Source organism: Rhizobium sp. NLR16a, from assembly GCF_017948245.1.
Lineage (GTDB): Bacteria > Pseudomonadota > Alphaproteobacteria > Rhizobiales > Rhizobiaceae > Rhizobium.
This window is the reverse complement of the sequence record NZ_CP072868.1, coordinates 331,086-354,571: the sequence shown is the minus strand read 5'-3', so window position 1 is coordinate 354,571 and position 23,486 is coordinate 331,086. Positions and strand designations below refer to the sequence as shown.

At 62.6% G+C, this 23,486-nt stretch carries 19 protein-coding genes and 1 tRNA gene; 8 read left to right on the top strand and 12 right to left on the bottom strand.

Features of this window, described 5'->3' with window-relative positions:
- Positions 1 to 51: 51 nt before the first annotated feature.
- From J7U39_RS26405 to rplU, 4 genes are all read right to left on the bottom strand, one after another.
- Entirely contained in the window at positions 52 to 639 is a 588-nt protein-coding gene (locus tag J7U39_RS26405; RefSeq protein WP_210632740.1) for a GNAT family N-acetyltransferase, read from the bottom strand.
- Positions 636 to 1,292, bottom strand: a complete 657-nt coding sequence (locus J7U39_RS26400) for a GNAT family protein (protein WP_210632739.1) — start codon at positions 1,290 to 1,292, stop codon at positions 636 to 638. Before J7U39_RS26400 ends, J7U39_RS26405 begins: the two co-directional genes overlap by 4 nt.
- Before the next feature lie 125 nt (positions 1,293 to 1,417).
- Positions 1,418 to 1,687, bottom strand: a complete 270-nt coding sequence (rpmA, locus tag J7U39_RS26395) for a 50S ribosomal protein L27 (protein WP_004676172.1) — start codon at positions 1,685 to 1,687, stop codon at positions 1,418 to 1,420.
- Positions 1,688 to 1,721: 34 nt separating this feature from the next.
- Positions 1,722 to 2,039, bottom strand: a complete 318-nt coding sequence (rplU, locus tag J7U39_RS26390) for a 50S ribosomal protein L21 (protein ID WP_007824851.1) — start codon at positions 2,037 to 2,039, stop codon at positions 1,722 to 1,724.
- 302 nt (positions 2,040 to 2,341) lie between these two features.
- On the opposite strand from rplU, the gene J7U39_RS26385 reads away from it, so the two are divergent.
- A tRNA-Ser gene (locus J7U39_RS26385) sits at positions 2,342 to 2,431 on the top strand.
- Between the two features lie 81 nt (positions 2,432 to 2,512).
- Here J7U39_RS26385 and J7U39_RS26380 read toward each other — a convergent pair.
- Complete coding sequence (locus J7U39_RS26380; protein ID WP_210632738.1) at positions 2,513 to 3,127, bottom strand: TetR/AcrR family transcriptional regulator; 615 nt, start codon at positions 3,125 to 3,127, stop codon at positions 2,513 to 2,515.
- A gap of 95 nt (positions 3,128 to 3,222) precedes the next feature.
- Here J7U39_RS26380 and J7U39_RS26375 point away from each other — a divergent pair, with 95 nt between their 5' ends.
- The 4 genes from J7U39_RS26375 (at position 3,223) to J7U39_RS26360 (ending at position 9,026) form a co-directional block, all read left to right on the top strand.
- Positions 3,223 to 3,951 carry an NIPSNAP family protein gene (locus J7U39_RS26375; RefSeq protein WP_210632737.1) on the top strand — a complete coding sequence of 243 codons (729 nt, stop codon included), beginning with the start codon at positions 3,223 to 3,225 and terminating at the stop codon, positions 3,949 to 3,951.
- Between the two features lie 232 nt (positions 3,952 to 4,183).
- Positions 4,184 to 5,620 carry a M81 family metallopeptidase gene (locus tag J7U39_RS26370; RefSeq protein ID WP_210632736.1) on the top strand — a complete coding sequence of 479 codons (1,437 nt, stop codon included), beginning with the start codon at positions 4,184 to 4,186 and terminating at the stop codon, positions 5,618 to 5,620.
- Between the two features lie 38 nt (positions 5,621 to 5,658).
- Positions 5,659 to 7,443 carry a gamma-glutamyltransferase family protein gene (locus J7U39_RS26365; protein ID WP_210632735.1) on the top strand — a complete coding sequence of 595 codons (1,785 nt, stop codon included), beginning with the start codon at positions 5,659 to 5,661 and terminating at the stop codon, positions 7,441 to 7,443.
- Positions 7,444 to 7,691: 248 nt separating this feature from the next.
- A complete protein-coding gene (locus tag J7U39_RS26360; RefSeq protein WP_210632734.1) occupies positions 7,692 to 9,026 on the top strand; it encodes a glucoamylase family protein in 1,335 nt (444 codons plus the stop codon).
- A gap of 35 nt (positions 9,027 to 9,061) precedes the next feature.
- On the opposite strand, the gene J7U39_RS26355 is transcribed toward J7U39_RS26360, so the two are convergent.
- The 6 genes from J7U39_RS26355 to J7U39_RS26330 form a co-directional block, all read right to left on the bottom strand.
- On the bottom strand, positions 9,062 to 10,099 hold the full coding sequence (locus J7U39_RS26355) for an ABC transporter ATP-binding protein (RefSeq protein WP_210632733.1): 1,038 nt from the start codon (positions 10,097 to 10,099) through the stop codon (positions 9,062 to 9,064).
- Entirely contained in the window at positions 10,096 to 11,763 is a 1,668-nt protein-coding gene (locus J7U39_RS26350; RefSeq protein ID WP_210632732.1) for an iron ABC transporter permease, read from the bottom strand. The genes J7U39_RS26355 and J7U39_RS26350 overlap by 4 nt, the downstream gene beginning before the upstream one ends.
- A 104-nt stretch (positions 11,764 to 11,867) precedes the next feature.
- Complete coding sequence (locus J7U39_RS26345) at positions 11,868 to 12,890, bottom strand: iron ABC transporter substrate-binding protein (protein WP_210632731.1); 1,023 nt, start codon at positions 12,888 to 12,890, stop codon at positions 11,868 to 11,870.
- Between the two features lie 187 nt (positions 12,891 to 13,077).
- The gene (locus tag J7U39_RS26340; RefSeq protein ID WP_210632730.1) at positions 13,078 to 14,616 is read right to left on the bottom strand and encodes an aldehyde dehydrogenase family protein; all 1,539 of its coding nucleotides are present in this window, start codon (positions 14,614 to 14,616) and stop codon (positions 13,078 to 13,080) included.
- A 45-nt stretch (positions 14,617 to 14,661) separates the two neighbouring features.
- Complete coding sequence (locus J7U39_RS26335; RefSeq protein ID WP_210632729.1) at positions 14,662 to 15,945, bottom strand: FAD-binding oxidoreductase; 1,284 nt, start codon at positions 15,943 to 15,945, stop codon at positions 14,662 to 14,664.
- 66 nt (positions 15,946 to 16,011) lie between these two features.
- Positions 16,012 to 17,424, bottom strand: a complete 1,413-nt coding sequence (locus tag J7U39_RS26330; RefSeq protein ID WP_210632728.1) for a VOC family protein — start codon at positions 17,422 to 17,424, stop codon at positions 16,012 to 16,014.
- Between the two features lie 101 nt (positions 17,425 to 17,525).
- Between J7U39_RS26330 and J7U39_RS26325 the strand changes: the two genes are divergently transcribed.
- From J7U39_RS26325 to J7U39_RS26315, 3 genes are all read left to right on the top strand, one after another.
- Positions 17,526 to 18,434: a LysR family transcriptional regulator gene (locus J7U39_RS26325; RefSeq protein ID WP_210632727.1), complete on the top strand. Its 909-nt coding sequence runs from the start codon at positions 17,526 to 17,528 to the stop codon at positions 18,432 to 18,434.
- Between the two features lie 68 nt (positions 18,435 to 18,502).
- The gene (locus tag J7U39_RS26320) at positions 18,503 to 18,739 is read left to right on the top strand and encodes an Lrp/AsnC ligand binding domain-containing protein (protein ID WP_075225001.1); all 237 of its coding nucleotides are present in this window, start codon (positions 18,503 to 18,505) and stop codon (positions 18,737 to 18,739) included.
- A 145-nt stretch (positions 18,740 to 18,884) separates the two neighbouring features.
- A complete protein-coding gene (locus tag J7U39_RS26315; RefSeq protein WP_210632726.1) occupies positions 18,885 to 20,063 on the top strand; it encodes a glycosyltransferase family 4 protein in 1,179 nt (392 codons plus the stop codon).
- A gap of 7 nt (positions 20,064 to 20,070) precedes the next feature.
- On the opposite strand, the gene J7U39_RS26310 is transcribed toward J7U39_RS26315, so the two are convergent.
- On the bottom strand, positions 20,071 to 23,382 hold the full coding sequence (locus tag J7U39_RS26310) for an alpha/beta fold hydrolase (RefSeq protein WP_210632725.1): 3,312 nt from the start codon (positions 23,380 to 23,382) through the stop codon (positions 20,071 to 20,073).
- Positions 23,383 to 23,486: the final 104 nt, after the last annotated feature.

Here is a 23,486-nt window from a genome sequence, read left to right as displayed (position 1 = left end):
AGAGCATGATGTTGTCCGAAAACCGCTCACACTTTTCGGCATAATGCCGGGTTACGCAACCTTGCGCGGCTGCAGCGCGCCCGGCTGCAGCACGGTTTCGATGTGCGACACCATGGTGTTGCGGGCGAAACAATAGATTTCGCCGCAACCCGTCATGCGGAACCCGAGCTTCTCCTGCAGCCGCAGCGAAGCGGGGTTGTCGGCGAAGACACCGGAATGGACAGGCGTCTCCGGCATGCGGCGCGAGAAGCGCTCGATGATCGCCGCCACCGCCTCGCTCATATAGCCGCGCCGCCAGTAGTAGCGGTTCAGCCAGTAGCCGAGATGCCAGCGGCCGTGGCGCAGCTCGATCGAGACGGTGCCGATATGGACATCGTCCTTGCCTGTTATCGCGAGCGACCAGTCCGGCAGGGTGCCTGACGTGACCGGCATCAGCCAGTCCAGCGCATCCTGCCGGTCGAACGGCGCGGGCACGCGGGAAAGCATGCGCGTCACCGCGAAATCGGAGAGCGATTCCGCGATGGCGGGCGCATCGCTCAGCCGGTGGGGGCGGAGCGTCAGCCGAGTGGTCGGGATGACCGGCGCGGGGCCGGGCATCATCGACCTGGTGTCCGGCCTTTGCAGTGCCGACGTGCTCATGCGATGTTCCCCCAGCTTCGGAGTGACATCCAGGTCTTGCGGTCGAGCCTGTACCATTCCACAGGCACGTTGCTGCCGAGCGCCAGCGAGGCAGCAAGCCCCGAACCCTGGAACTGGAAACCGCACTTCTGGATGACACGCCGCGAGGCGACGTTCATCACCCGGCAGCGGGCGTCGATCTGGTCGACGTCCTGACGGGTTCTGAACACCATGTCGACGAGGGCGTGGCAGGCCTCGGTGGTGTAGCCCTGGTTCCAATAGGGCTCACCCAGCCAGTAACCGATCTCGACGGTCTTGCCGTCGGTATGCGGTTCGACGCCGCAGCATCCCATGAATGCGCCGTTTTCGGCTTTGGTGATCGCATAGACGCACTTGCCGATCTCGCCATTTCGCGAACGCCAAACAAAGTCGGCGGCATCATTGGCGGTATAGGGGTGCGGCATACGCGATACCATGGTGGCGACTTTGGCGTTATTGGCGAGATGGGCAAGGGCGTCGATGTCTTCTTCGTGGGGCGCGCGCATGACGAGCCTTTCCGATAACAAGACAGGGCAATCGGTCCTTAACCGCTCCGGCCTCAGCCGTTCCTTGGAAGACCGCTGGTCTTCCGGGGAAGACCGTGATTGGTCTACCCTTATCAATTCGCCTTGCATGTTCAGTCCTCCTGTTTGGACAAAGAAAAAGGGGAGATGGCGCCCCATCTCCCCTGTTTTCTGGACTGAACCTGGTACGGCCAGCCGGGTCGATGAGACGCCGGCTGTTTTTGAGCGCTACCGGCTTATTCCGCTGCTTCCGCTTTCGGCATGACAGACACGTAGACGCGACCGTTGGCCTTCGTTCGGTAGTCCACATTGCCGGCGGTAAGTGCAAAGATCGTGTGATCCTTGCCGAGGCCGACGTTGGAACCGGGATGCCACTGCGTACCGCGCTGACGCACGATGATGTTGCCTGCGATGACGGCTTCGCCGCCGAACTTCTTCACGCCAAGGCGCTTGGATTCGGAATCGCGACCGTTGCGCGAGGAACCGCCAGCTTTTTTATGTGCCATTGGAGTTCTCCTTTAAACCTGAAACCCGTTGATCTTACTTGGCAGCCACGATGTCCGTGATACGGACGACCGTGTGATGCTGACGATGGCCGCGCGAACGCTTCGAATTCTGACGACGGCGCTTCTTGAAGGCGATGACCTTCTTGCCGCGGGTCTGGTCGACGACTTCCGCCTTGACGGAGGCGCCGGCTACGAAGGGCGCACCGATCGCCGCGTCGGCGCCTTCGCCGATCACGAGGACTTCGGTGAATTCAATGGAGTCGCCAGCGGATGCTTCAAGCTTCTCGATGGTCAGCACGTCGTTGGCTGCCACACGGTACTGCTTACCGCCGGTCTTGATGACTGCGAACATTTTTTATCCTTTCATGTTCGTTCCGGCGCTCCCCGCAAATAGCAGGTGGCCGTCTTTTTATCAGTCGAAGTTAAGCAGGGATTTCAGGGAACTGGCCCGGAACTCTGGTCTGCCGGTGAAACCCCGCGCGAGCGCGAGGCGGGCAAGGGGCGGACTACTCCACTCCTATTGCGGATGCGGGATACGCGAGTGACAGAAAGGTGTCAAGGCAAAAGGATGGAAAAGCTTGAGATTTCGGCTTGCCAACCTGTCATATGCCCGTTATGAGAACGCCCGCGCCGAACAAGCGCCGACCAGACCGCGGAGAGGTGGCAGAGTGGTCGAATGCACCGCACTCGAAATGCGGCATACCTGCAAGGGTATCGTGGGTTCAAATCCCACCCTCTCCGCCACTCATTTTCTGTCCATGTCGGCTTCGCAGGTCTGATTTTTCAGGCGAAATCGGCGCGACTCTCCCCGATCCCATTTGTCGGTCAAGGCCGGCGGTAGTTCGCCGCCAGCAGTGTCGCCAATTCGGCGCGGCAGTCGCGGAGCGGGCCGACATCCTGGCTTGCCTTTGCCATCGTCATGGCGCCGGAATAGGCGGCAATGACAAGCGTTGCGATTGTCCGCGGATGGAGCCCGATGGCGCGCTTTTCCTCCAGATCTGCCGCAAACTTGGCGAAGAGCGCTTTGTGCCAGTCTCCGAACACGGCGCTGACAAGTGCGCGCATCTCTGCGTCGTGTTGGGAAACTTCCATTGCCATATTATTCAGCGGGCAACCGGAGACCCGGTCCTTTTGTGTCAGTTCACCGATGATGGCTTCAAAAATCAGGTCTATGGCCGTTGGCGCATCGGCGCATGTGCGCAGCGGTTCGATCCATGTCTGCCGAACGGCGGCAGCGACGCGATCGCGGATGACTGCAAGCCCGAGGTCACGCTTTGCAGGAAAATGATGCGCCAGTGCGCCGCCGGACACGGAGGCCCGCTCGCGCAGTTCCAGCATGCCGGTTGCGAGATAACCCTGCGTGACAAAGGCGTCATAGGCGGCATCGATGATCCTGCGGCGCACGCCCTCGGGATCATTGTTTCTTTTGGTTTCGATCATGGCGTCTCAATTCAGTCGGCGTGCATTCTAGCAGCTTGACAAAACAGGTCAATTGTCCTGTGATAAAACAGGATGATCGACCTGTCAGGAAAACCATGGACCCTCACCTCATATTCGAGCTTCGCCGCTACCGGCTCCTTCCCGAGCGCAGAGAGAGGTTGATTCGCCTGTTTGATCGCGAGTTCGTTGAGCCCCAGGAGGCGTTGGGCATCCGCGTCGACGGGGAGTTTCGCGATCTCGGCGATCCCGATTGCTTTGTGTGGGTGCGCTCCTTCAAGAACATGGAGGCCAGAACGGATGCGCTCGCATCCTTTTATTCGGGCCCCGTCTGGAAGGAGCATGGACCGGCCGCGAACGCGACGATGCTGAATTCGGACAATGTCCTGCTGCTGAAGCCGGCGGCCGGTGTGCTTCCATTTGCGCATAACCTGCCGAGGCAGAAAGAGGCGGAGCGCGCGGAAGCACAAGGGCTGATCGCCGTGAACATCTGCTCGCTCGCACCCGGAACGGGAGAAGATTTCTCGGAATTTTTCCGCGCCAGGGCGATGCCGGCCATGCTGGCGGCCGGTGCGCGGATCGAGGCGGTGTTCATGACCGAGCGAAGCAGGAACGGTTTCCCGCGCCTGCCGGTTCGCGAGGGGGAAACGGTGTTCGTCTGGTTTGAAGCGCACGCGGATCAAAGCGGTGCAGCCGCCTACCAGCAGCGGCTGCGGCAGAATCCGATCTGGACGGCGGAGATTTATCCATGGATGGACAGCCGGTGCTGGCGGAGTATCGATGTCGCACTGTTGACGCCGACGTCGCGGTCGCTTTGCGCCTGGTGAGCGATCTTGCCCGCACGCCGACGCAGTTCCTTCCAAGGGCAGTCATCGAACACTTATCTCATGATCGACCCGGGTCGATTTTGTCATGTAGTGCGGTTGATCGGTTTATTTTGCGAACTATCATCAGCACCGGATAACGGCGGCACACCTGCAGAAACCGCCTGTGTCTTCACCTTGATCTCATCGCCACCCATACCGTCCTGATCGCCCCCACTTTCAACCGAGGTTTCCCATGCGCATTGCCGTCGGTGGCATCCATATCGAATGCAGCACATACAATCCCGTTCTGAATGAGGAAAAGGACTTTCGGGTGTTGCGGGGGGAGGGGCTGCTGGAATCGCCCTATTTCGCTTTTCTGAAGGATTATGATGCCGAGTTCCTGCCGACGATCCATGCCCGCGCCATTGCCGGCGGGCCGGTTTCGCGCGCCACCTATGAAGGCTTCAAGCGCGAATTTCTCGAGCGGCTGAAGCCGCTGCTGCCGCTTGACGGTCTCTATCTTGCCATGCACGGCGCCATGTATGTCGAAGGCATGGAGGATGCCGAAGGCGACTGGATCAGTGCTGCCCGCGCACTGGTCGGCGAGGAATGCACCGTCTCGGCAAGCTACGACCTGCACGGCAACGTCACCCAGCGCATCATCGACGCGCTCGACATTTACTCCACCTATCGCACGGCGCCGCATATCGATGTCGAGGAGACGATGCGCCGCTCGGTCTCCATGCTGGTCAAGAGCTTGAAAACCGGCGTCAGGCCGTTCGTTCTCTGGGCGCCGATCCCGGTTGTCCTGCCCGGCGAGCGCACCAGCACGGTCGATGAGCCGGCAAAGAGCCTCTATGCCAGGCTGCCCGAGATCGATGTCATTGCCGGCGTCTGGGACGCATCGCTGATGGTCGGTTATATCTGGGCCGACGAACCGCGCGCCACGGCCGCCGCTATCATGACCGGCACCGACCGTGCCGTGCTCGAGCGTGAGGCAAGGAGGCTCGCCAAGGCCTATTGGGATGCCCGCGAAGACTTCGTCTTCGGCTGCGAGACCGGTTCCGTCGAGGAATGCGTCGCGAAAGCGATCGCCAGCCCGACCGCGCCTGTCGTGCTCGCCGAATCCGGCGACAACCCGACCGGCGGTGGCGTCGGCGACCGGGCCGATGTCCTGGCCGAGTTGATCACCAAGGGTGCTGACGGCGTCGTCTTTGCCGGCATCGCCGACAAGGCGGCGACCGAGGCCTGTTATGCCGCAGGTGTCGGTGCGCAGCTTGTCTTGAGCGTCGGCGCCTCGCTCGATTCCAAGGGCAGCAGGCCGGTCAATGCCCGATTCACCGTCAAATTCCTGCATGAGACCCGCGACCCCGCCGATCGGCAGGCAGTCGTTTCGATCGGCGGCATCGATCTCGTGCTCTCGGCCAAACGGCGGCCCTACCACAATATCGCCGATTTCACCCGGCTCGGCCTCGACCCGCATGGCGCCAGGATCATCGTCGTCAAATCGGGCTATCTCTCGCCGGAACTTGCGCCGATCGCCAACCCGAACCTGATGGCGCTGTCGGAGGGCGTGGTCGATCAGTTCGTCGAGCGCCTGCCGCGGCTGCGCAAGCAGCATCCGACCTACCCCTTCGACAAGGAATTTGCCTTCGAGCCGAAAGTCTTCCGTTCCGCACGCGCGCGCTAGCCCGATCCTAGGCATGGTCCCCAGAAAGGACAGCTGACATGACCGCATTCACGACCCGTCCCGAAATCCTCGGCACCTTCGGCGTCGTCACCTCGACGCACTGGATCGGCTCCGCTGTCGGCATGAGCATTCTCGAAAAGGGCGGCAATGCATTCGACGCCGCAATAGCGACGGGTTTCGTGCTGCAGGTCGTCGAGCCGCATCTGTGCGGGCCGGGCGGCGATCTGCCGGCGGTGATCTATTCGAAGAAAAAGGACAAGGTCGAAGTCATCTGTGCGCAAGGCCCCGCACCGGCCGGCGCCACGATCGAGCACTATACTGCGGAAGGCCTGACGCTGATCCCCGGCGACGGCCTGCTCGCAACGGTCATTCCCGGCGCCTTCGACGGTTGGATGCTGATGCTGCGCGATTACGGCACGATGAGCGTGCGCGACGTGCTGGAACCGGCGATCTACTACGCGAAGCATGGCCATCCCCTGCTGCCGCGCGTCTCGGCCACCATTAAGGGGCTGGCGACTTTCTTCGAGAAGGAATGGCCGACCTCTTACCAAACCTGGCTGCCTGGTGGCCGCGTGCCCGAGGCGCATGCGAACTTCCGCAATCCGGTGCTTGCTGCGACCTGGAAGCGCGTCATTGCCGAGGCCGAGGCGAAAAGCGGGCGGGAGGCGCAGGTGGAAGCGGCGCGCAACGCCTTTTATCGCGGCTTCATCGCCGAGAAGATCGATGAGTATATTAAGACCGCCGAGGTGATGGATGCGAGCGGAAGCCGCCACAGGGGCGTGCTGACGGCAGACGATATGGCGAACTGGTCGGCGACGGTCGAGGCGCCGCTGACCTATGATTATCACGGCTGGACGATTGCCAAGACAGGTCCGTGGGGTCAGGGGCCTGTCTTCCTGCAGACCCTGTCGATCCTGAAGGGCTTCGACCTCGCCGCATTGAGACCGGATGGCGCCGATTTCGTTCATACCGTCGTCGAGGCGATGAAACTCGCCTTTGCCGACCGCGAGGTTTATTACGGCGACCCGAATTTTTCCGAGATCCCTGTCGCGCATCTGCTGTCGGAGAGCTACGCTGCCGAACGCCGCAAACTCGTCGGTGCGGATGCCTCCTTGGATCTTCGCCCCGGCATCTTTCCGGGATTCGAAGCGCAGCATGACCTGACGATGAAGATGCTCGGCGCCGATTCGCAGACCGGCGCCGTCTACGAGCCGACCATGGCGCATCTGTCCGAAAAGCGCGGCGACACCGTGCATATCGACGTGATCGACCGTGACGGCAACATGGTCTCCGTCACGCCGTCCGGCGGCTGGCTGCAGTCTTCGCCAACCGTGCCCGGCGTCGGCTTCTGCCTCAATTCCCGCGCGCAGATGTTCTGGCTGAAGCCAGGCTTGCCGACATCGCTTGCTCCGGGAAAACGGCCGCGTACGACGCTGACGCCTTCCCTCGGCCTCTATGAAGGCCGCCCGACCCTTGCCTTCGGCACGCCGGGCGGCGACCAGCAGGAGCAATGGCAGCTTTCCTTCTTCCTGCGGCATATCCATCACCAGCTGAACCTGCAGGCGGTGATCGATCAGCCGCTCTTTCATACCGCTCATTTTCCGAGCTCCTTCTATCCGCGCAGCCGCGAACCCGGCAGCCTGATAGCGGAAGAGAGTTTCGGTCCGGATGTGCTCGCCGCGCTCGCCCGAAAGGGCCACAAGCTGACGATCACCGATCCTTGGACGATCGGCCGGCTGACGGCCGCACGACGCGATGCCGACGGGCTGATGCGCGCCGCAGCCACCCCGCGCCTGATGCAGGCCTATGCGGTCGGACGATAGCGGCCGCTTCCCGCAGCGCCCGCTGGCAACAAGTGTCGCCTGGGATAGACTGTGCCGGTGCGGTGCGCGGCGATGCTTTTGCTGCACCGCTTATATGACTTATGCTAGATATTATTTCACCGATAATTGTTAACGACCGATCACCTCCGTTTGTGCTCTCTTATCCCTACGAATCAAAAAGGTTTGATTTGCCCGGAGATGACGACCATGTTCAAGCATGGGGCGATGCAACAGTTGGGTGGGTGCCTATGCTGCAACGGATTGAAGACATTGATGCGGCCCTTATCGACAGGTTGCAGCATTCGGCATTCAAGTACTTCCTGAAATATTCCAATCCCGAAAATGGCCTGGTGGCCGATACCTCGATCGGCGGCGTGCCGGCAAGCATCGCGGCCGTCGGTTTTGCCCTTTCCTCCTATCCGGTTGCCGTCGAGCGTTGCTGGATCGGCCGCAAGGAAGCAGCCGAGCGCACGGTCAATACGCTGCGTTTCTTCGCCGAGGCGCGCCAGGGCGAAGAGCGCCATGCGACCGGCCATCGCGGCTTCTTTTATCATTTTCTCCAGATGGATAGCGGAAATCGCGCCTGGAACAGCGAGCTTTCGACCATCGATACCGCGCTGCTTATCGCCGGCGTGCTGACAGCAGCGCAATATTTCAATCGCGAAGACGACGAGACAGAGACGGAAATCCGTGAACTCGCAACCTTCATCTACGAACGGGTCGACTGGCGCTGGGCGCTGAACAAGGGCGACACGATTTCCATGGGCTGGAAGCCTTCGTCGGGCTTCCTGCGCTGGCGCTATCACGGTTTCGACGAGGCGATCATTCTTTATGCGCTGGCACTCGCCTCGCCGACGCATCCCGTTCCGCAGTCGAGCTACGACGCCTTCACATCCAGCTATTCCTGGATGACGTTCGGTGACCAGCCGTATCTCTATGCCGGACCGCTTTTCATTCATCTCTTCTCGCATGCCTGGATCGATTTCCGCGGCATCCAGGACAGACCGATGATGGAGCGCAACTGGGACTACTTCCGCAATACCCAGATCGTCATCAACATGCAGCGCGACTATGCCGAGCGCAATCCTGGCGGTTTCGTCGGCTACAACAGGAATGTCTGGGGCTTTACCGCCTGCGACGGCCCACCGCCGACCCGGCGCATGCGTGGCGGCCGGCAGCCGAAGGTCCTGGGTTATGCCGCGCGCGGCGCGCCGCTCGGGCCCGATGACGGCACGATCGCGCCATGGGCAGCACTCGCCTGCCTGCCCTACGACCGGCAGGCAGCCCTCGACGGCACCAAGGCGCTGCTGACCACCTATCCGAACCTGCTGTTGGAAGGCGGTTTCCCCGGCGGCTTCAATCCGACCGTACAGACAAAACGTCCGGAGGGCTGGGTCGACGACCGCACCGTCGGCATCGACCAGGGTCTTGTCGTCATGACCGTCGAAAACGCGCGTTCCGATTTCATCTGGAAGCTGATGCGGCAATCGCCGGTCATCCGCCTCGGGCTCGAGCGCGCCGGCTTTACCGGCGGCTGGCTCGAGGGCGTCGAGCCGCAAGAGTTGATGCGTAAAGTCGGTTAGCGCGCAACCCGGGTCGATTTCCGAAAAGGATTATCTCAGCGCTCGAAAACGTGCGCCTTGCCCGATATATCCAGGCGAACGAGATCGCCTGGCGAGGGAAGGGCGACACTCGAGGTCTTGATCCGGATCGGCGGCAGGGCAACGCCATCGAGCGAGACGGCGACCGTGCAGACCGCGCCACCGAATTCCACCTCGACAACCCGTCCGCCGTAGTCGCGATCGCTTTCATCGGCAATGACGCGGATCTGCTCGGGCCGCAGCATGATTTCCGCCTTGCCCTGGCGGCTGCCTTCGACGGCGACATGGCCGAGGGCGCAGTCGGCAAGGCCGTTGCGGATGATGGCCGGAAGCAGTACGGCATCGCCGAGGAACAGTGCCGTCTCGCGGTCCCTGGGATGCAGATACAGGGTTTGCGGCGTTCCCGCCTGGATCAGCCGCCCTTCCCTCAGGACCGCGACCTGATCGGCAAAACTCAGTGCCTCTTCCTGATCGTGCGTCACGAGAACGGCGGTAATGCCGGCCGCCTGCAGCACGCGCGCGACAGCCTTGCGCATGTTTTCACGCAAGCCGGTGTCGAGCGCCGAGAATGGTTCGTCGAGCAGCATCAGCCGCGGCTTGCGGCCGAGCGCGCGGGCGAGCGCCACGCGCTGCTGCTGACCGCCGGAAAGCTGGTGCGGGCGGCGCGCCAGCATGCCGCGGTCGAGCTCGACCATATCGAGCAGTTCGGCGATGCGCCGCTCACGATCGGCAGCACTCCGTTCGAAGCCGAAGCCGATATTTTCAGCCACGCTCAAGTGTGGAAACAGCGCGCCATCCTGCGAGACGATGCCGATGCCCCGCTTGTGAGCCGGCATCGCCGCGGGGCCATCGGCCAACACGTCGCCGTCCAGGGTCACCCTGCCGGTGTCGGCCAGCTCGAAGCCGGCGATGATGCGCAGCAGCGTCGTCTTGCCCGAGCCGGATGGCCCGATGACGGCGGTGCGGCTGCCGGCCTGGACATCGAGCGAAATATCCGTCAGCGCCTGGACGGGCCCGTAGCGCTTGCTGATGTTTTCGATCGTAAGCAGCGTCATTGGCCGGCCGTCCGTTTCGATTGCGTATAAAGCGTCAGGGTGAGCGGCAGCGACAGCACGACCATCATGCAGGCGTAAGGGGCGGCCGAAACGTAATCGATCTCGCTCGTCAGCGACCAGAATTTCGTCGCCAGAGTGTCGACGCCGCTGGGCGAGAGCATCAGCGTCGCCGTGAGTTCATTGGTAATGCCAAGTGCGGTCAAGGCGACGCTGGCAGCGGCTCCCGGTGCGGCAAGCCGCATGGTGATCTGCCGCACTGCCTGACCGGGGGTGCGGCCGAGGCCCATCGCGGCGCGCTCCAGCTCCACTGGCGCCTGAGCGATGCTGGCGCGTAAGCCGACCATGGCGCGGGGCAGGAAAAGCATCACATAGGCGACGAGCAGCGTTGCGAAAGTCTGATAGAGCGGCAGCACGAGACGCACGGTGATCGTCACCAGCGCCAGCGCCACGACGACGCCAGGCAGCGAGCCGACATAATAGTGGCAGGCTTCGAGCACGCGCTGGAAGCGGCCGGGCGCGCGCACGGAAAGCCAGGCCATGGGGGCTGCGGCAACCGTCGCCAGCACGCCGCCGGCAAGAGCGAGCGCCATCGTCTGCAGGAAAGCAGTGCCGACCTCGATGCGCCAGATCTCGCTGCCGCCGAGATAGAGCCAGCGGCCGAGCGTCATCAACGGCACGCCGAGCGCCAGCACCGCCAGGACGACAGGCAGCAGGATGGCCGGCACCACGAACCAGCCAAGACGCCGGCGATCGGCCGGACGCGGCGAGCCGGGGCCGACGCGGGCATAACGTTCGTTGCCGCGCAGCAGCACTTCGAGACCGAGCAGGAAAAGGCAGCAGGCGACGAGCACGCCGCCGAGCATGTTGGAGGCCGGGCTGTTGTAGGAGGATTGGAACTGGTCGACGATCGCGGTTGCGAAAGTATCGAACCGGATCATGACGAACAGGCCGTATTCCGACAGCAGATGCAGCGCAATCAGCAGCGAGCCGCCGCAAATGGCAAACCTCAACTGCGGCAGCACGGTGCGGAAGAAGACGCGCCAGGGATCGAGGCCAAGGGAGGCGGCGGTATCTTCGATGGCCGGATCGAGACGGCGCAGCGCTGCGGCGACCGGCAGATAAAGGAATGGATAGTAGGCGACAACAGAAACGAAGACGCCGCTCTCAAGGCCGCGCATGCCGGGAATGAGGCTGACCCAGGCGTAGCTGTGCACGAAGGCTGGCACTGCGAGCGGCGCGACTGCCAGCCAGGCCCAGAGTCTGGCGAACGGAATATCCGTTCGTTCGGTCAGCCAGGCAAGCGTCACGGCCAGCGCGATCGACAGCGGAATGGTCACCGATTCCAGGAGAACCGTATTGATGAGGAGTTCGCCGACACGTGGCCGGAAGACGAGCGTTTTCACCGTTTCCCAGCCGACATCGTAAGTGATCCAGCCGATGAAGCCGAGCGGCACGAGACTGAAGATCGCGATGACGGTCGCGAGAAGCATCACCGGCGCGTGCGGCATGCGCCGGCGCGGCAATAGCATTTGCGCGGCCTTCGGCGCGACCGGCGCCCTGTTGCCGGCTACGAAAAATCTGTTGTCCTGCAGCAAGGCCGATGCCTTCATACGCTGAAAAAGGAAGGCAACCGCCTTGGAAAGACAGTTGCCCGATCCCGTCATGCCCTAAGGTTTTCTTGAGCCAAAAGCAATAGTTTTGGCTACTGCAGGCCTGCGGCAGAAAGCCCGAAGCATTCCCCGCTTGAGTGCTGCGAAACGCAGAAAGCCTAGATCAGACCTGCCGCCGTCATCAGTTCCACGACCTTCTTGCTGTCCAGCGTCGAGGCTTCGACCTTCGGCGCATTGAGATCGGCAAGCGGAACGAGCTTGTCGTTGGAAAGGGAATCCTTGCCGACGGCATATTCATAGGAGGTGCCGTTCTTGAGAATCGCCTGGCCCGCCTTGCTGGTGACGAATTTCAGGAAAGCCTGCGCTTCCTTCATGTGCTGCGTGGACTTCAGGACGCCGCCGCCCGACACGCTGATGAAAGCGCCCGGATCCTGGTTCTTGAAGTAATGCATGCCGACATTCTTGCTGTTCTCGCCCGTCTTCGCCTGGTCGCCGAACCAGTAGTAGTGATAGATGACAGCGCCTTCGACTTCACCTGAATTGACCGCCTTCATGGCAACGCTGTTGCCCTTATAGGGCGTCGCATTGTCTTTGAGACCCTTCAGCCATGCCTTGGTGGCGTCTTCGCCCTTCAACTGCAGCAGGGCAGCGACGATAGCCTGGAAGTCGGCGCCGGCCGGCGCTGCACCCCAGCGGCCCTTCCAGGCGGGATCGGCGAGGTCGAGCAGCGACTTCGGCAACTTGTCTTCGCTGAGCTTGGTCTTATCATAGGCAAAAACCGTCGTGCGGGCGGCAATGCCGGTCCACATGCCGTCGGCCGGACGATACTGCTCCGGGACCCGATCCAGCGTCTCCTTTTCGACCGGGGCGAAGAGCCCGGCGCCGTCGACCAGCGTCATGGCCGGCGAATTCTCAGTCAGGAAAACGTCCGCCGGGGATGCGTCGCCTTCCTGAATGATCTGATTGGCGAACTGCATGTCGCCGCCCTGGCGCATGCTGACCTTGATGCCGGTCTCCTTGGTGAAGGCATCGATCCATTCGCGGCCCAGGCTTTCGTGCTGCGCATTGTATACGACCAGACCCTCATCCTGCGCATTGGCGCTGCCTGCGAGCGCGGTGGCGGAGAGGAACGACGCGGCGAGCGCCAGCACGTGGGAAAAACGGTTAAAAGCAATAGTCATGATGGCCTCCATTGGTAATGTCACCCTGCGGGTAAGAGGCGTATATTTTTCTTGACTGTCTATTTCAAGTTTCTTCGCCGAGAAAAAAGCATCACAATATCTTGACCTGATATTGCAGATCGCGTCGGAATAAATATCGATCGAGCCAAAGAAGGCGACGCTCGGCGTCGCCTTCTCGCAACAATGGCTATTCGACGTCGAATTTGACGCCCTGCGCAAGCGGCAGCGTGCTGCCGTAATTGATCGTGTTAGTGGCGCGGCGCATATAGGCCTTCCAGGCATCGGAGCCGGATTCGCGTCCGCCGCCGGTCTCCTTTTCACCGCCGAAGGCACCGCCGATTTCGGCGCCCGAAGGCCCGAGGTTGACGTTGGCAATGCCGCAATCCGAGCCCCGCGCGGAGACGAAGGTTTCCGCCTCGCGCATGTCGTTGGTGAAGATCGACGACGACAACCCCTGCGGCACGGCATTGTGGAGCGCCAGCACCGTGTCGAAATCGCTGTATTTCATCACATAGAGAATGGGCGCGAAGGTCTCGTGCTCGACCGGACCGGTCTGATCGGGCATTTCGACGAGCGCCGGGCGAACGTAGAAGGCATCGGCCGAACCATTGTCGACGCGTTCGCCGCCGGTCACCTTGCCGCCGGCCGATGCCGCCTCGCCAAGGGCTGCCTGCATCTTCTCGAAGGCCTGGCCGTCGATCAGCGGTCCCACAAGTGTGCCTGTTTCGAGCGGATTGCCGATGGTGACGGAGCCGTAGGCCTTCTGCAAGCGCGGCACAAGCTGGTCGTAGACGCTTTCATGGACGAAGAGACGGCGCAGCGTCGTGCAGCGCTGGCCGGCCGTTCCCATGGCGGAGAAGGCGACGCCGCGCAGCGTCAGGTCGAGATCGGCGCTCGGGCAGACGATGGCGGCATTGTTGCCTCCGAGTTCGAGAATAGCCCGGGCAAAACGCTGCGACAGGCGCGGACCGACGGCGCGGCCCATCGCCGTCGAGCCGGTGGCGGAAACGAGCGGGATCTTCGGATGGTCGACCAGCACCTCGCCGACCTCACGGCCGCCGATGATCAGGGTCGACAGATTGGCGGGCGCCTTGCCGCCTTCGGCGACGAAGCGCTTCAGCGCCTTTTCGAACAGCGCCTGCACGGCAAGCGCGGTCAACGGTGTCTTTTCCGACGGTTTCCAGACCGTGGAATTGCCGCAGACCATCGCCAGCGCCGCATTCCAAGACCAGACGGCGACCGGGAAGTTGAAGGCGGAAATGATGCCGATCGCGCCGAGCGGGTGCCAGCTTTCCATCATCCGGTGTTCGGAGCGCTCGGTAGCGATCGTCAGGCCATAGAGCTGACGCGACAGACCGACGGCGAAATCGCAGATGTCGATCATCTCCTGAACCTCGCCGAGGCCTTCGGAGGTGATCTTGCCGACTTCGATCGAGACAAGACGGCCGAGCGCCGTCTTGGCGCTGCGCAGCTCCTCGCCGAGCAGGCGGATCAACTCGCCGCGCTTCGGCGCCGGCACGGAACGCCATTCGAGGAAAGCCTTGTGCGCCTCTTCGATCGCCGCTTTCGTTTCGGAAACGGAATGTTCTTTGAGCTTGCCGATTTCCTTGCCGGTGACCGGCGAGGAGACAGACAGCGTGCCGCCCTGATAGCGGCCGGCGTCGACGCCGAGTTCGGCGAGCAGCTTGGCGGTTTCGGTGGCGAGATCGAGGACGGCGATGGTCATTGTCGTGTTTCCAATCTTATTGTTCTCAGAAGCGCTTGTCGGTTCTCAGAAGCGGGCATCGGCGAAATGGGCGACCTGAGCGCCGGCTTCGTACCATAGTTCCTTGAGCGCACGGAAGCTCGGCTCTGTGGGTGACGTCAGCGGCAGCGGCAGATCGGCCTCGGCAAGCCGGCCGAGAATATGTTCAGCCAATGTGCGGCCGAAGACCGTGCCGGGGGCTATGCCGCGGCCATTATAGCCTGAAAAGCCGATAACATTCGGGGCGAATTTGTGGAAGCGCGGCAGCGCATTGTCGGTCATGCCGATCTGGCCATACCATTCGCATTCGAATTCGACATCGCCGATCATGGGAAAGAGCCGCTTCAGGGCGCGCTTGGCCCAGCCCTTATGCACCGCAAGCCCGGTATTGCGCAGCGCGCCGACGCTGCCGAAAACGAGGCGTCCAGCCTGATCCATGCGGAAGGAGGAGAGAATGTCCTTGGTGTCCCATGCGCCTTCCCGCCCCGGCAGGATCGACCGACGCAGATTGTGGCCGAGCGGCACGGTGGCGAAATTGAAATAGGGCAGATAGACCTGCTCGTTGCGCACCTGCTCGAAGGGGCCGGTGCTGTAGGCATCGGTGGCGACGATGATCCAGTCCGCGCTGGCTTCGCCGCTTTCCGTGTTCACGGTCCAGAGACTGCCGCGACGCTCGGTTGCGATGACGGGGCTCGACGTATGGATGGTGACGCCCGCCTTGACGGCGGCATGGGCGAGGCCGCGCGCATAGGCAAGCGGCTGTAGTGTTCCGGCGCGAAGATCGAGCAGCGCCCCGGCATAGGCATCACTGCCGATGCGTTTGGCCGTTTCTGCCGCATCGAGCACTTTCACGGGCGCGCCACGCGCGGACCATTGCAGCGCGCGCGCCTCGATCTCCTTCAACCCGTCCGCGCCGACGGCGCAGTGCAGCGTGCCGTTACGCTCGAGTTCGCAGGCGATCGCGTGCTTGTCGATCAGTTCCATGACGAGCTTCGGCGCATTCCCGAGCAACTCGAGCAGGCGTTCGCCGTGAACTGGGCCGAGCACGCCCGGCAGGTCGTTGGGCATCACCCACATGCCGGCATTGATCAGACCGACATTGCGCCCCGCACCGCCGAAGCCGATCTCCTTCGCCTCCAGCAGAACCACCTTCGACCCGGCCTCGGCAAGATGCAAGGCGGCGGAAAGACCGGTATAGCCGCCACCGACGATGACGACGTCGGCCGATACCGCGCCTTGGAGAGGCGAGGTCGCCGGCGGTACGCCTGCGGTCTTTTCCCAGAGGCCATGGGAGCGCGGATCATTCAGCATGGCACACCCCGATCGGATGAAACCGGAGTACTCTAGCGCATAAGGACAGGTGTTGAAGCGGCGATTTCACGCAACGGTCCTCAGCTGCAGGGCCGCGAGCCCGAGCGCCCCCATCGCCGTCTCCAGCGATGCGGCCTGCCGCTCTGCATAAAGCGCCAGTTCATCCTGAACCGTCGCTCCGAGTGCAGTCTCGAAGGCGTCGCGGTTCGAGCGCGTCGCATAATTCTGCTGCTGGTCGGTGCCGAGATTCGACTGGAAGATGCCGGCCGCGCTGACGGGCAGGAAGTCTTCATAGACGATCGGCGCGAAGGCGAGATAGCCCTTGGCGAGAAGCGCTTCGGGATCGCGCGGCAAGGTCCCGGCGATCGCGGCGGCAATGCCCGCGGGCGTGGCGGAATAATGGAAGAAGGCGAGATCCTGGCTGCGCAGCTCATCCCAGCTGTCCGGCAACGCCTTGAAGCGCTCGGCCAGTTCCTGGTCGTAGGCGCCCGCCTTGGCGCCGCCGGCGCCGACCTGCACTTCACCGCGAACCGAAGCGAGCAGCTGGTCGTAGAGCGCCCGGCCTTTGGCCGTCAAAGCCACGCCGCGCTGTTCGATCTCGCCGAAGCGGGCGGTATGCGTGCCCTGGACCGCACCCTCATCACCTGAGAAGACGATCGTCTCCTCGAGCGCCTTGAAGCTCGTCTGCCGCAGCAGGATATCGCACTGCCGGCGCGGCGGCCCTTCGATGACTGCCTTCGGAGTGATGCCGCGTTCCGGCATGCGGGCCTGCACCGCATCGATATCGAGCGTGCGCGGCGTCAGGTGGTTGATGTGCGGCCCCTTGAAGCTGACGACGTCGGCAATCAGCCGATGCGCGTCGTGCAGGCGCTTGTAGGTTTCAGCGCTGACGGTCGCTTCGCCGTGCCAGCGGAAGGTTTCAAGCGCCTCAGCGACAAATTCGGTCGCTTCCGCCTCGGTCAGGCCACCCTTCTGCTCATGACGCTCGATCAGCGCGATGGCGCCCGGCGTATAGATGCGCCGCTTGGCGAGAATTGCCTCGGCTTCACGACGCAGACCTTCGTCCTCGATCAGCTCCAGGCGCAGCAGCGAGGTGAAGACGCGGAACGGATTGATGTTGAGCGCCGCCTCGTCGATCGGCCGGAAGCAAGTGGAATGAACCGGCACGCCGGCCACCGAAAGGTCGTAATAACCGACCGCCTGCATGCCCATGACGGCAAACAGCCGGCGGATGGTGAAAAGCTCTTCCGCCGTTCCGAGCCGGATGGCGCCGTGGCGCTCGACATCGATGCGATCAAGCTCGCCGGCGCGGGCCAAGCGTTCGCGCAGATCCGGATTGCTTTCGAGGTAGCCGGCATTCACATCCGCCACCAGCTCGATCAGCGCGCCGTATTGCGGAACCTCCGTCCGGTACATCTGCGACATCGCCTCGGTGAAGAGCGAACGGATACGGTCTGTGGAAACGAAGGTTTGCGGCATCTGAGGCTCCGGCTCATTCCGATTTTGCAGGATGAAACTCTTTACAAGCAGCGCAAAGGCGGAAATATCGACATTTTGGAAATAGCTCATTCTGAAACGGAATGATCATGCTCGCTTCAAGACGTTTTCTGCCGTCGATTTCACATCTCGCCGCCTTCGAGGCGGTTGCCCGCACAGGCAGCGTCACGGCGGCGGCGCGCGAACTCGACCTGACACAGAGCGCCGTCAGCCGCCAGGTCAGCGCGCTGGAGGAACAACTCGGAGTCGAGCTCTTCCTGCGTGAGCGCCAGACCATGCGGCTGACGCTGGCCGGCGACAGTTATGCCCGCGAGATTCGCGAGGCGCTGCGCCGGATCTCGAGCGCCTCGTTGAACCTGCGCGCCAATCCGCATGGCGGCACGCTCAATCTCGCCATCCTGCCGACCTTCGGCACGCGCTGGCTGGCGCCGCGCCTGGGCCGCTTTCTCAGCGCCAATCCCGGCGTGACCATCAATCTGGCGACCCGGCTTTCACCTTTCGATTTCCGGCTCGATTCAATCGACGCCGCGATCCATTTCGGCCACTCGCACTGGCCCGGCGCGGAACTGACCTTGCTGATGTCGGAGCGTACGGTGCCGGCCTGCAGTCCCGATTTTCTGAAACAGCACAGGATTTCGCGGCCAGAGGATCTGCTTGCCGTTCCGCTTCTGCATCTGACGACGCGCCCCGATGCCTGGGAACAATGGTTCGCCGGTAATGGTGTTTCGTTCGAAAGCGTGCACGGCATGCTCTTCGATCAGTTCGCCACCGCAGCGCAAGCGGCGACCGCCGGTCTCGGTGTCGCCCTGTTGCCGACATTCCTGATGCAGGAAGAACTCAGGCGCGGCGATCTCGTCGCCGCCGTCGACCGGGAGATGGAGAGCCGGGAGCGGTATTATCTCGCCTGTCCCAGCGAGCGCGCCGATTATGCGCCGCTTGCCGCCTTTCGCGGCTGGATCGTCGCGGAGGCGATGGCCGGACCGAACGTGTGAGGAACGGCTTGCATCGGCATGGCGCTTTCGACCATTATGCGGGCCAAACAACTTTGCAGGAAATTTCCATGAAGCCGATCTTCGTCCAGCTCCAATGCGCCCCCGGCAAGACCTATGAGGTCGCCGACGCCATCTACCAGACCGAGCTGGTCTCGGAGCTCTATTCCACAAGCGGCGATTACGACCTGCTGTTGAAGATCTATATCGAGGAAGGTCAGGATATCGGCAAGTTCATCAATGACAATATCGCCAATATTCCAGGCATCGTCCGGTCGCTGACAACGCTCACCTTCAAAGCCTTCTGAACGCCCGTCAGACACGATTAACCCTTTTCGCGAAGAATCGCTTCCGCAGGACGTTGCTGAAACCACGCCTTAACGTCGGAGATATCTGGTCGTTGCTATAAATCCGCGCCAACACGCGTTTGGCACGCGCAGCGATAGGTGGAAAATGGCGATCGTCCAGGCAGATAGGGGGCGCGAGAATCCGCAGCCGCAATCGGCTCCGCTGATCGTCCATGTCGTGCGCCAGTTCCTGCCCAATCGCGGCGGCCTGGAAGACGTCGTCGCCAATCTCAGCCGCCAGACCCGCCGGCGTGGCTATCGTGTCCGCGTCGTCACGCTGAACTCGCTGTTCACCGCGCCTGAAGATAAGCTGCCGGCTTGCGAGAATATCGACGGCATCGAGGTGGTGCGCATCCCGTGGTCCGGCAGCAGCCGTTATCCGTTGGCGCCGCAGGTTTTTCGTCATCTCGGCGACGCCGATCTCGTGCACGTCCATGCCATCGACTTCTTCTTCGATGCGCTCGCCTGGGGCCGGATGCTGCACGGCAAGCCGATGATCGTCACCACCCATGGCGGTTTCTTCCACACTCGGAAATACGCGGCGATCAAGAAGATATGGTTCCGCACTCTGACCCGCGCCTCGGCGAGGGCCTATTGCCGCGTGGTCTGCTGCAGCGCCTCCGATCTTAGGCAGTTTTCCGAGATTGTGCCGGATAGCGTGCTGATCGAGAACGGCGCCGATATCGGCAAGTTCGCCGACACCGCCTCACGCCTGGCAAGGCGTCGCATCGTCACCATCGGCCGGTTTTCGGTGAACAAGCGGCTGGACCATCTGCTTGACGTGATGGCTGTCCTGAAGGGCCGCGATCCGGAATGGCATCTCGACATCGTTGGGGCCGAATCCGACCGTAATCGGGTGGATATTGAAGGTGAGATCGAAAGCCGGGACCTGACCGGCCGCGTCACCCTGCATGTGTCGCCAGACAATGATGCCATCCGCCGCATCATCATCGCAGCCTCGCTCTTCGCATCCGCCTCGGAATATGAAGGTTTCGGGCTGGTCGCGCTGGAGGCGATGAGCGCCGGCCTGTTGCCGGTGCTGAACGCCAACGATGCCTTTCAAACGCTCGCCGGCCGGCATCCCGTCATCAGGCTTGCCGATTTCACCCGTCCGCAGACCGCCGCGGCCGCCATGGAATCAGCCTATGACGACCTTGCGGGCCGACAGGACGCCGTTCGCTCGCAGCTCCTCGACGCCGCTCGCGGCTATTCCTGGGATATCGTCGCCGGGCGCTACATCGATCTCTACAGATCGCTCGATATCGCTGCCGCGGAAAGCCTCTGATCCCCGCTTACGCTCTCGCGAGACGAACGATCTCGTCGAGTACGAATTTGCGCGATTGCGGCGGCGTCAGATTGTGGTCCGCATCCGGCAGCATCAGCAGCCGCACGTTCGGATAGCGGGAAAGCCTGGCGCCGCGCGGGCCGAAGTGGAAATAGACATGGTCGAGGCCGACGTCGCCTTCGCTGTAGATCAGCGTCAGCGGCACCTTGCGCTTGCCGAACAGCGCAAAGGACTGCCGGACCTCGCGGGCGATATGGCGCCGGTCGGGAAGCAGTTCGAGCAACGGCGCGACAAAGGGCGACAGCCGCCGGCCGCCGGCGATGACGATATTGCGCAGCGCCGACACCACGTCCACCTGCCCGCGCAGCAGCCGCTTCAGCGTGTCGAGCCGCGCCAGACGCTGGCCGTAATCGTCGAGGCTGCGGGGGACGGAGACGACATGCTCGCGGCGCACCGGCACCTTCGGATCCCAGTAATAGACGAAGGGATTGATCGAAACGACCGCCTTCAGCCGCTCGTCGGCGACGCCGGCGCGGAAGGCGACATAGCCGCCGCTGCACCGGCCGGCGACCATGACGGGGCCGGCAACGATGCTTTCGAGCAGATCGAGCGCGGCGATCGCATCGTCGGTCTGTGTCATCGAATAAAGCACCTGCTCCGGCGCATCCGGCCGCGGCGGGCTGTCGCCGACATTGGCGGAATCGAAGCGCAGCGACACGACGCCCTGCCGGGCGAGTTCGCGCGCCATGTCTACCGTCGTCCGCCCCCAGCCGGCATGCCGGTCATAGGCGGTCGACAGGAAGAGCACGGCATTGCCCTTGATCTCGCCGAGCGGCCGGCTGACGACACCGACCAGATGATCGTGACTTCCGAAACGCACCGGCGTTTCCAGGAAACCTTCGCCGGCAAGCGGCGTGGTTTCGATCGCTGCCGGCGAATGAGCGGCGGATGTCTCCGCGGTCGCTGTCTTCAGCCAAGCCGTCAGAAGCTCGACGACGGCCATGGGTGTCTTGGCGAAGAGCGGATTGGTGACGAGCTCGTCATAGCCGTCGAACACTTTCTGCTCGACATTGGCGCCAAGCGCCTGCAGCGCATCGGCAAATCCGGTATCCTCGGCCCTGACGGGGCGTTCGAGGATCAGGTAGCGTGGCGCCGCCAGGCCCTGCGGCGCGGCGATGTTGAGCTTGCCGAGCTCGGCGGCGATCTCTTCCGGCATGACAAGCCCGGCGATCTGCACCTTTGCAGCCTGCACGTGCTGCTGGCCGAGGCCGAGATCGGCGTCGATGATCTTCGACCACATGTTGAGTTCACGCATATAGGCGCGGCCGCTTAGCACTGGTGCCAGCATGACGAGGCTGTCGACGCCCTCGATCGAGGAGCCGATGCGCTGGGCAAGGGTCGCGCCGAGACCTTGGCCGATCAGGATGATGCGGTCGCAGCCGGTCAGCGATTTCAGCTTGGCGGCCGCCGCGCGGATCGAGTTTTCCCAGGTTTCCAGCCTTGCCGGCAGCGCTCCGAAATCGAGCGCATCGCCGGTGCCGCGGTAATCGAAGCGCAGGCTGGGTACGCCGATATCGGAGAAATGTTCGGCCGCGACGCGGAAGAACTTGCGGCTGCACATTTCCTCGAAGCCCCAGGGGCTGACGAAGAGCACCGCAGCCGAGCGCTTCCCGGCTTCAGGATTTTCCGGCATGAACAGCCCGATCGTGCCATCGAAGACAACGGGCAGGGCGGCGTTGCGGCCGGCACCTTCGGCCGGTTCGAGCGAAAGTTCGCCAGGCGCGACCTTGGCGCGATCGGGATCGCCGGGGCGCCCCGGCGCAATGAAGTCGATCACGCGACCCACCGGCCGCCGCAGCACCGACGGCATCTTTTCGACAATGGAACGCATCACCTCGACATCCTCAAGGGGCACGGCACGCAGCACGCGGAGTGCGGCGAAATGTGCGAGCGTGCCGGCGATGATCGCGGAGATAAGGCCGATCGGGCCATGGACGAATTCCAGCACTGAAATCGCCGCGCAGGCGCACAAGACGGAGGCGAGCGTCACCTTCGTCAGGCTTGCGTAGAGACCCGAAAGCTGGGACCCGAATCCTGTCTGTCTGATCATCATCACCGACATCGCAACGAACACGAGAATGCGTACGATTGCGGCCCCCTCGGCGGCGAGCCTAGGTACGATCAGTAAACAACCCCCTACCATGAGCAGGCCACCGATCACACTGATGTTGAGGCGGGAGCGGGCCTTGTCCATTGACAGCAGATAGAGGCTGAGGATCTGCATGAATGTGTAGGCGGGAGCGACGAGCGCGAGCAGCGCGACCACCGTGCCGCTGCGGCGGAAGGCTTCCCCGAACACCACGAGCACCAGTTCGCTGGAGATCGCGGCCAGCCCGAGGCTCATCGGCAGCACGATATAGGCCATGCTGCGGGTGACGGCGGCGAAGACCTCGACCGGCAAGGTCGAATCGTCGCTGCTGTGCCGCCGTTCGGAATAATAGGGCAGCAGGCTGCCGGTCATCTGGATCGGCAGTTGCAGCGCGATGTTGGCGATCGACAGACCGACGGCATAATAGCCGACCATTTCCACCGACCAGAACTGCTGCAGGAAGAGCAGTTCGAGCCGGTTGAGGAAAATGGAATCGATGATGAATTGGATCGACAGGATGATGGAGGAGGAGGCGAGATACTTGAGTGAAACCCCGCACCAGTCGCGCCGTGCAAGAAGGATCGGCAGTGTGGCGAAAAACAGCACGAGCTGGCCGAGCGCATAACCGACGAGAACGCCTTCGACTCCGTAGAGGACGGCGCCGGCGGCGACACCGGCGAGCTGCAAGGTAGAGACGGCGACGGTCAGTTTGAAGAAGCTGCCTAGCCTCTTTTCGCCGATCAGGTAGAATTTGACGAAAGACCCGATCGCCTGGACGAAAAACAGCACTCCGGTGACGAGCGCGACGGAAGGCGCGGTTTTCGCCCAGTGCATCTCCTCGGAGGTCAGGAAGAACAGGGCGTAGAGCGCCAGCAGCAGCACCGTCGAAAACATCATGAAGCTGACGAGGATGGCGGCAAAGCCTCGCCGGCGGCGCGCGTCATAGCCCTCCGCCGAAAGCTGCGGCAGGGTCTTCAGCAGCGTGATGCTGGAGCCGAGCTCGGCGATCGAGGCGCCCGTCATCACCAGCCATAGCGAGAAGGCGACGATGCCGTTGGCTTCCGGCCCAAGCAGGCGCGCGGTGATGATCGAGGAGACGAAACCCGTCAGCAGCAGCAGCATGCCTGCCGCCGCATTCATCACCGAATTTGCGATAATACCCTTCGACATCTGTCCATCCGCGGGGGTCAGCTTAAGGCGCGTCGCGATCTTTCAGATTCGCTCCTCGCGTTCCATGTTCTTGTCTTTACGCACGTCGTTATCGCAAAACCGCT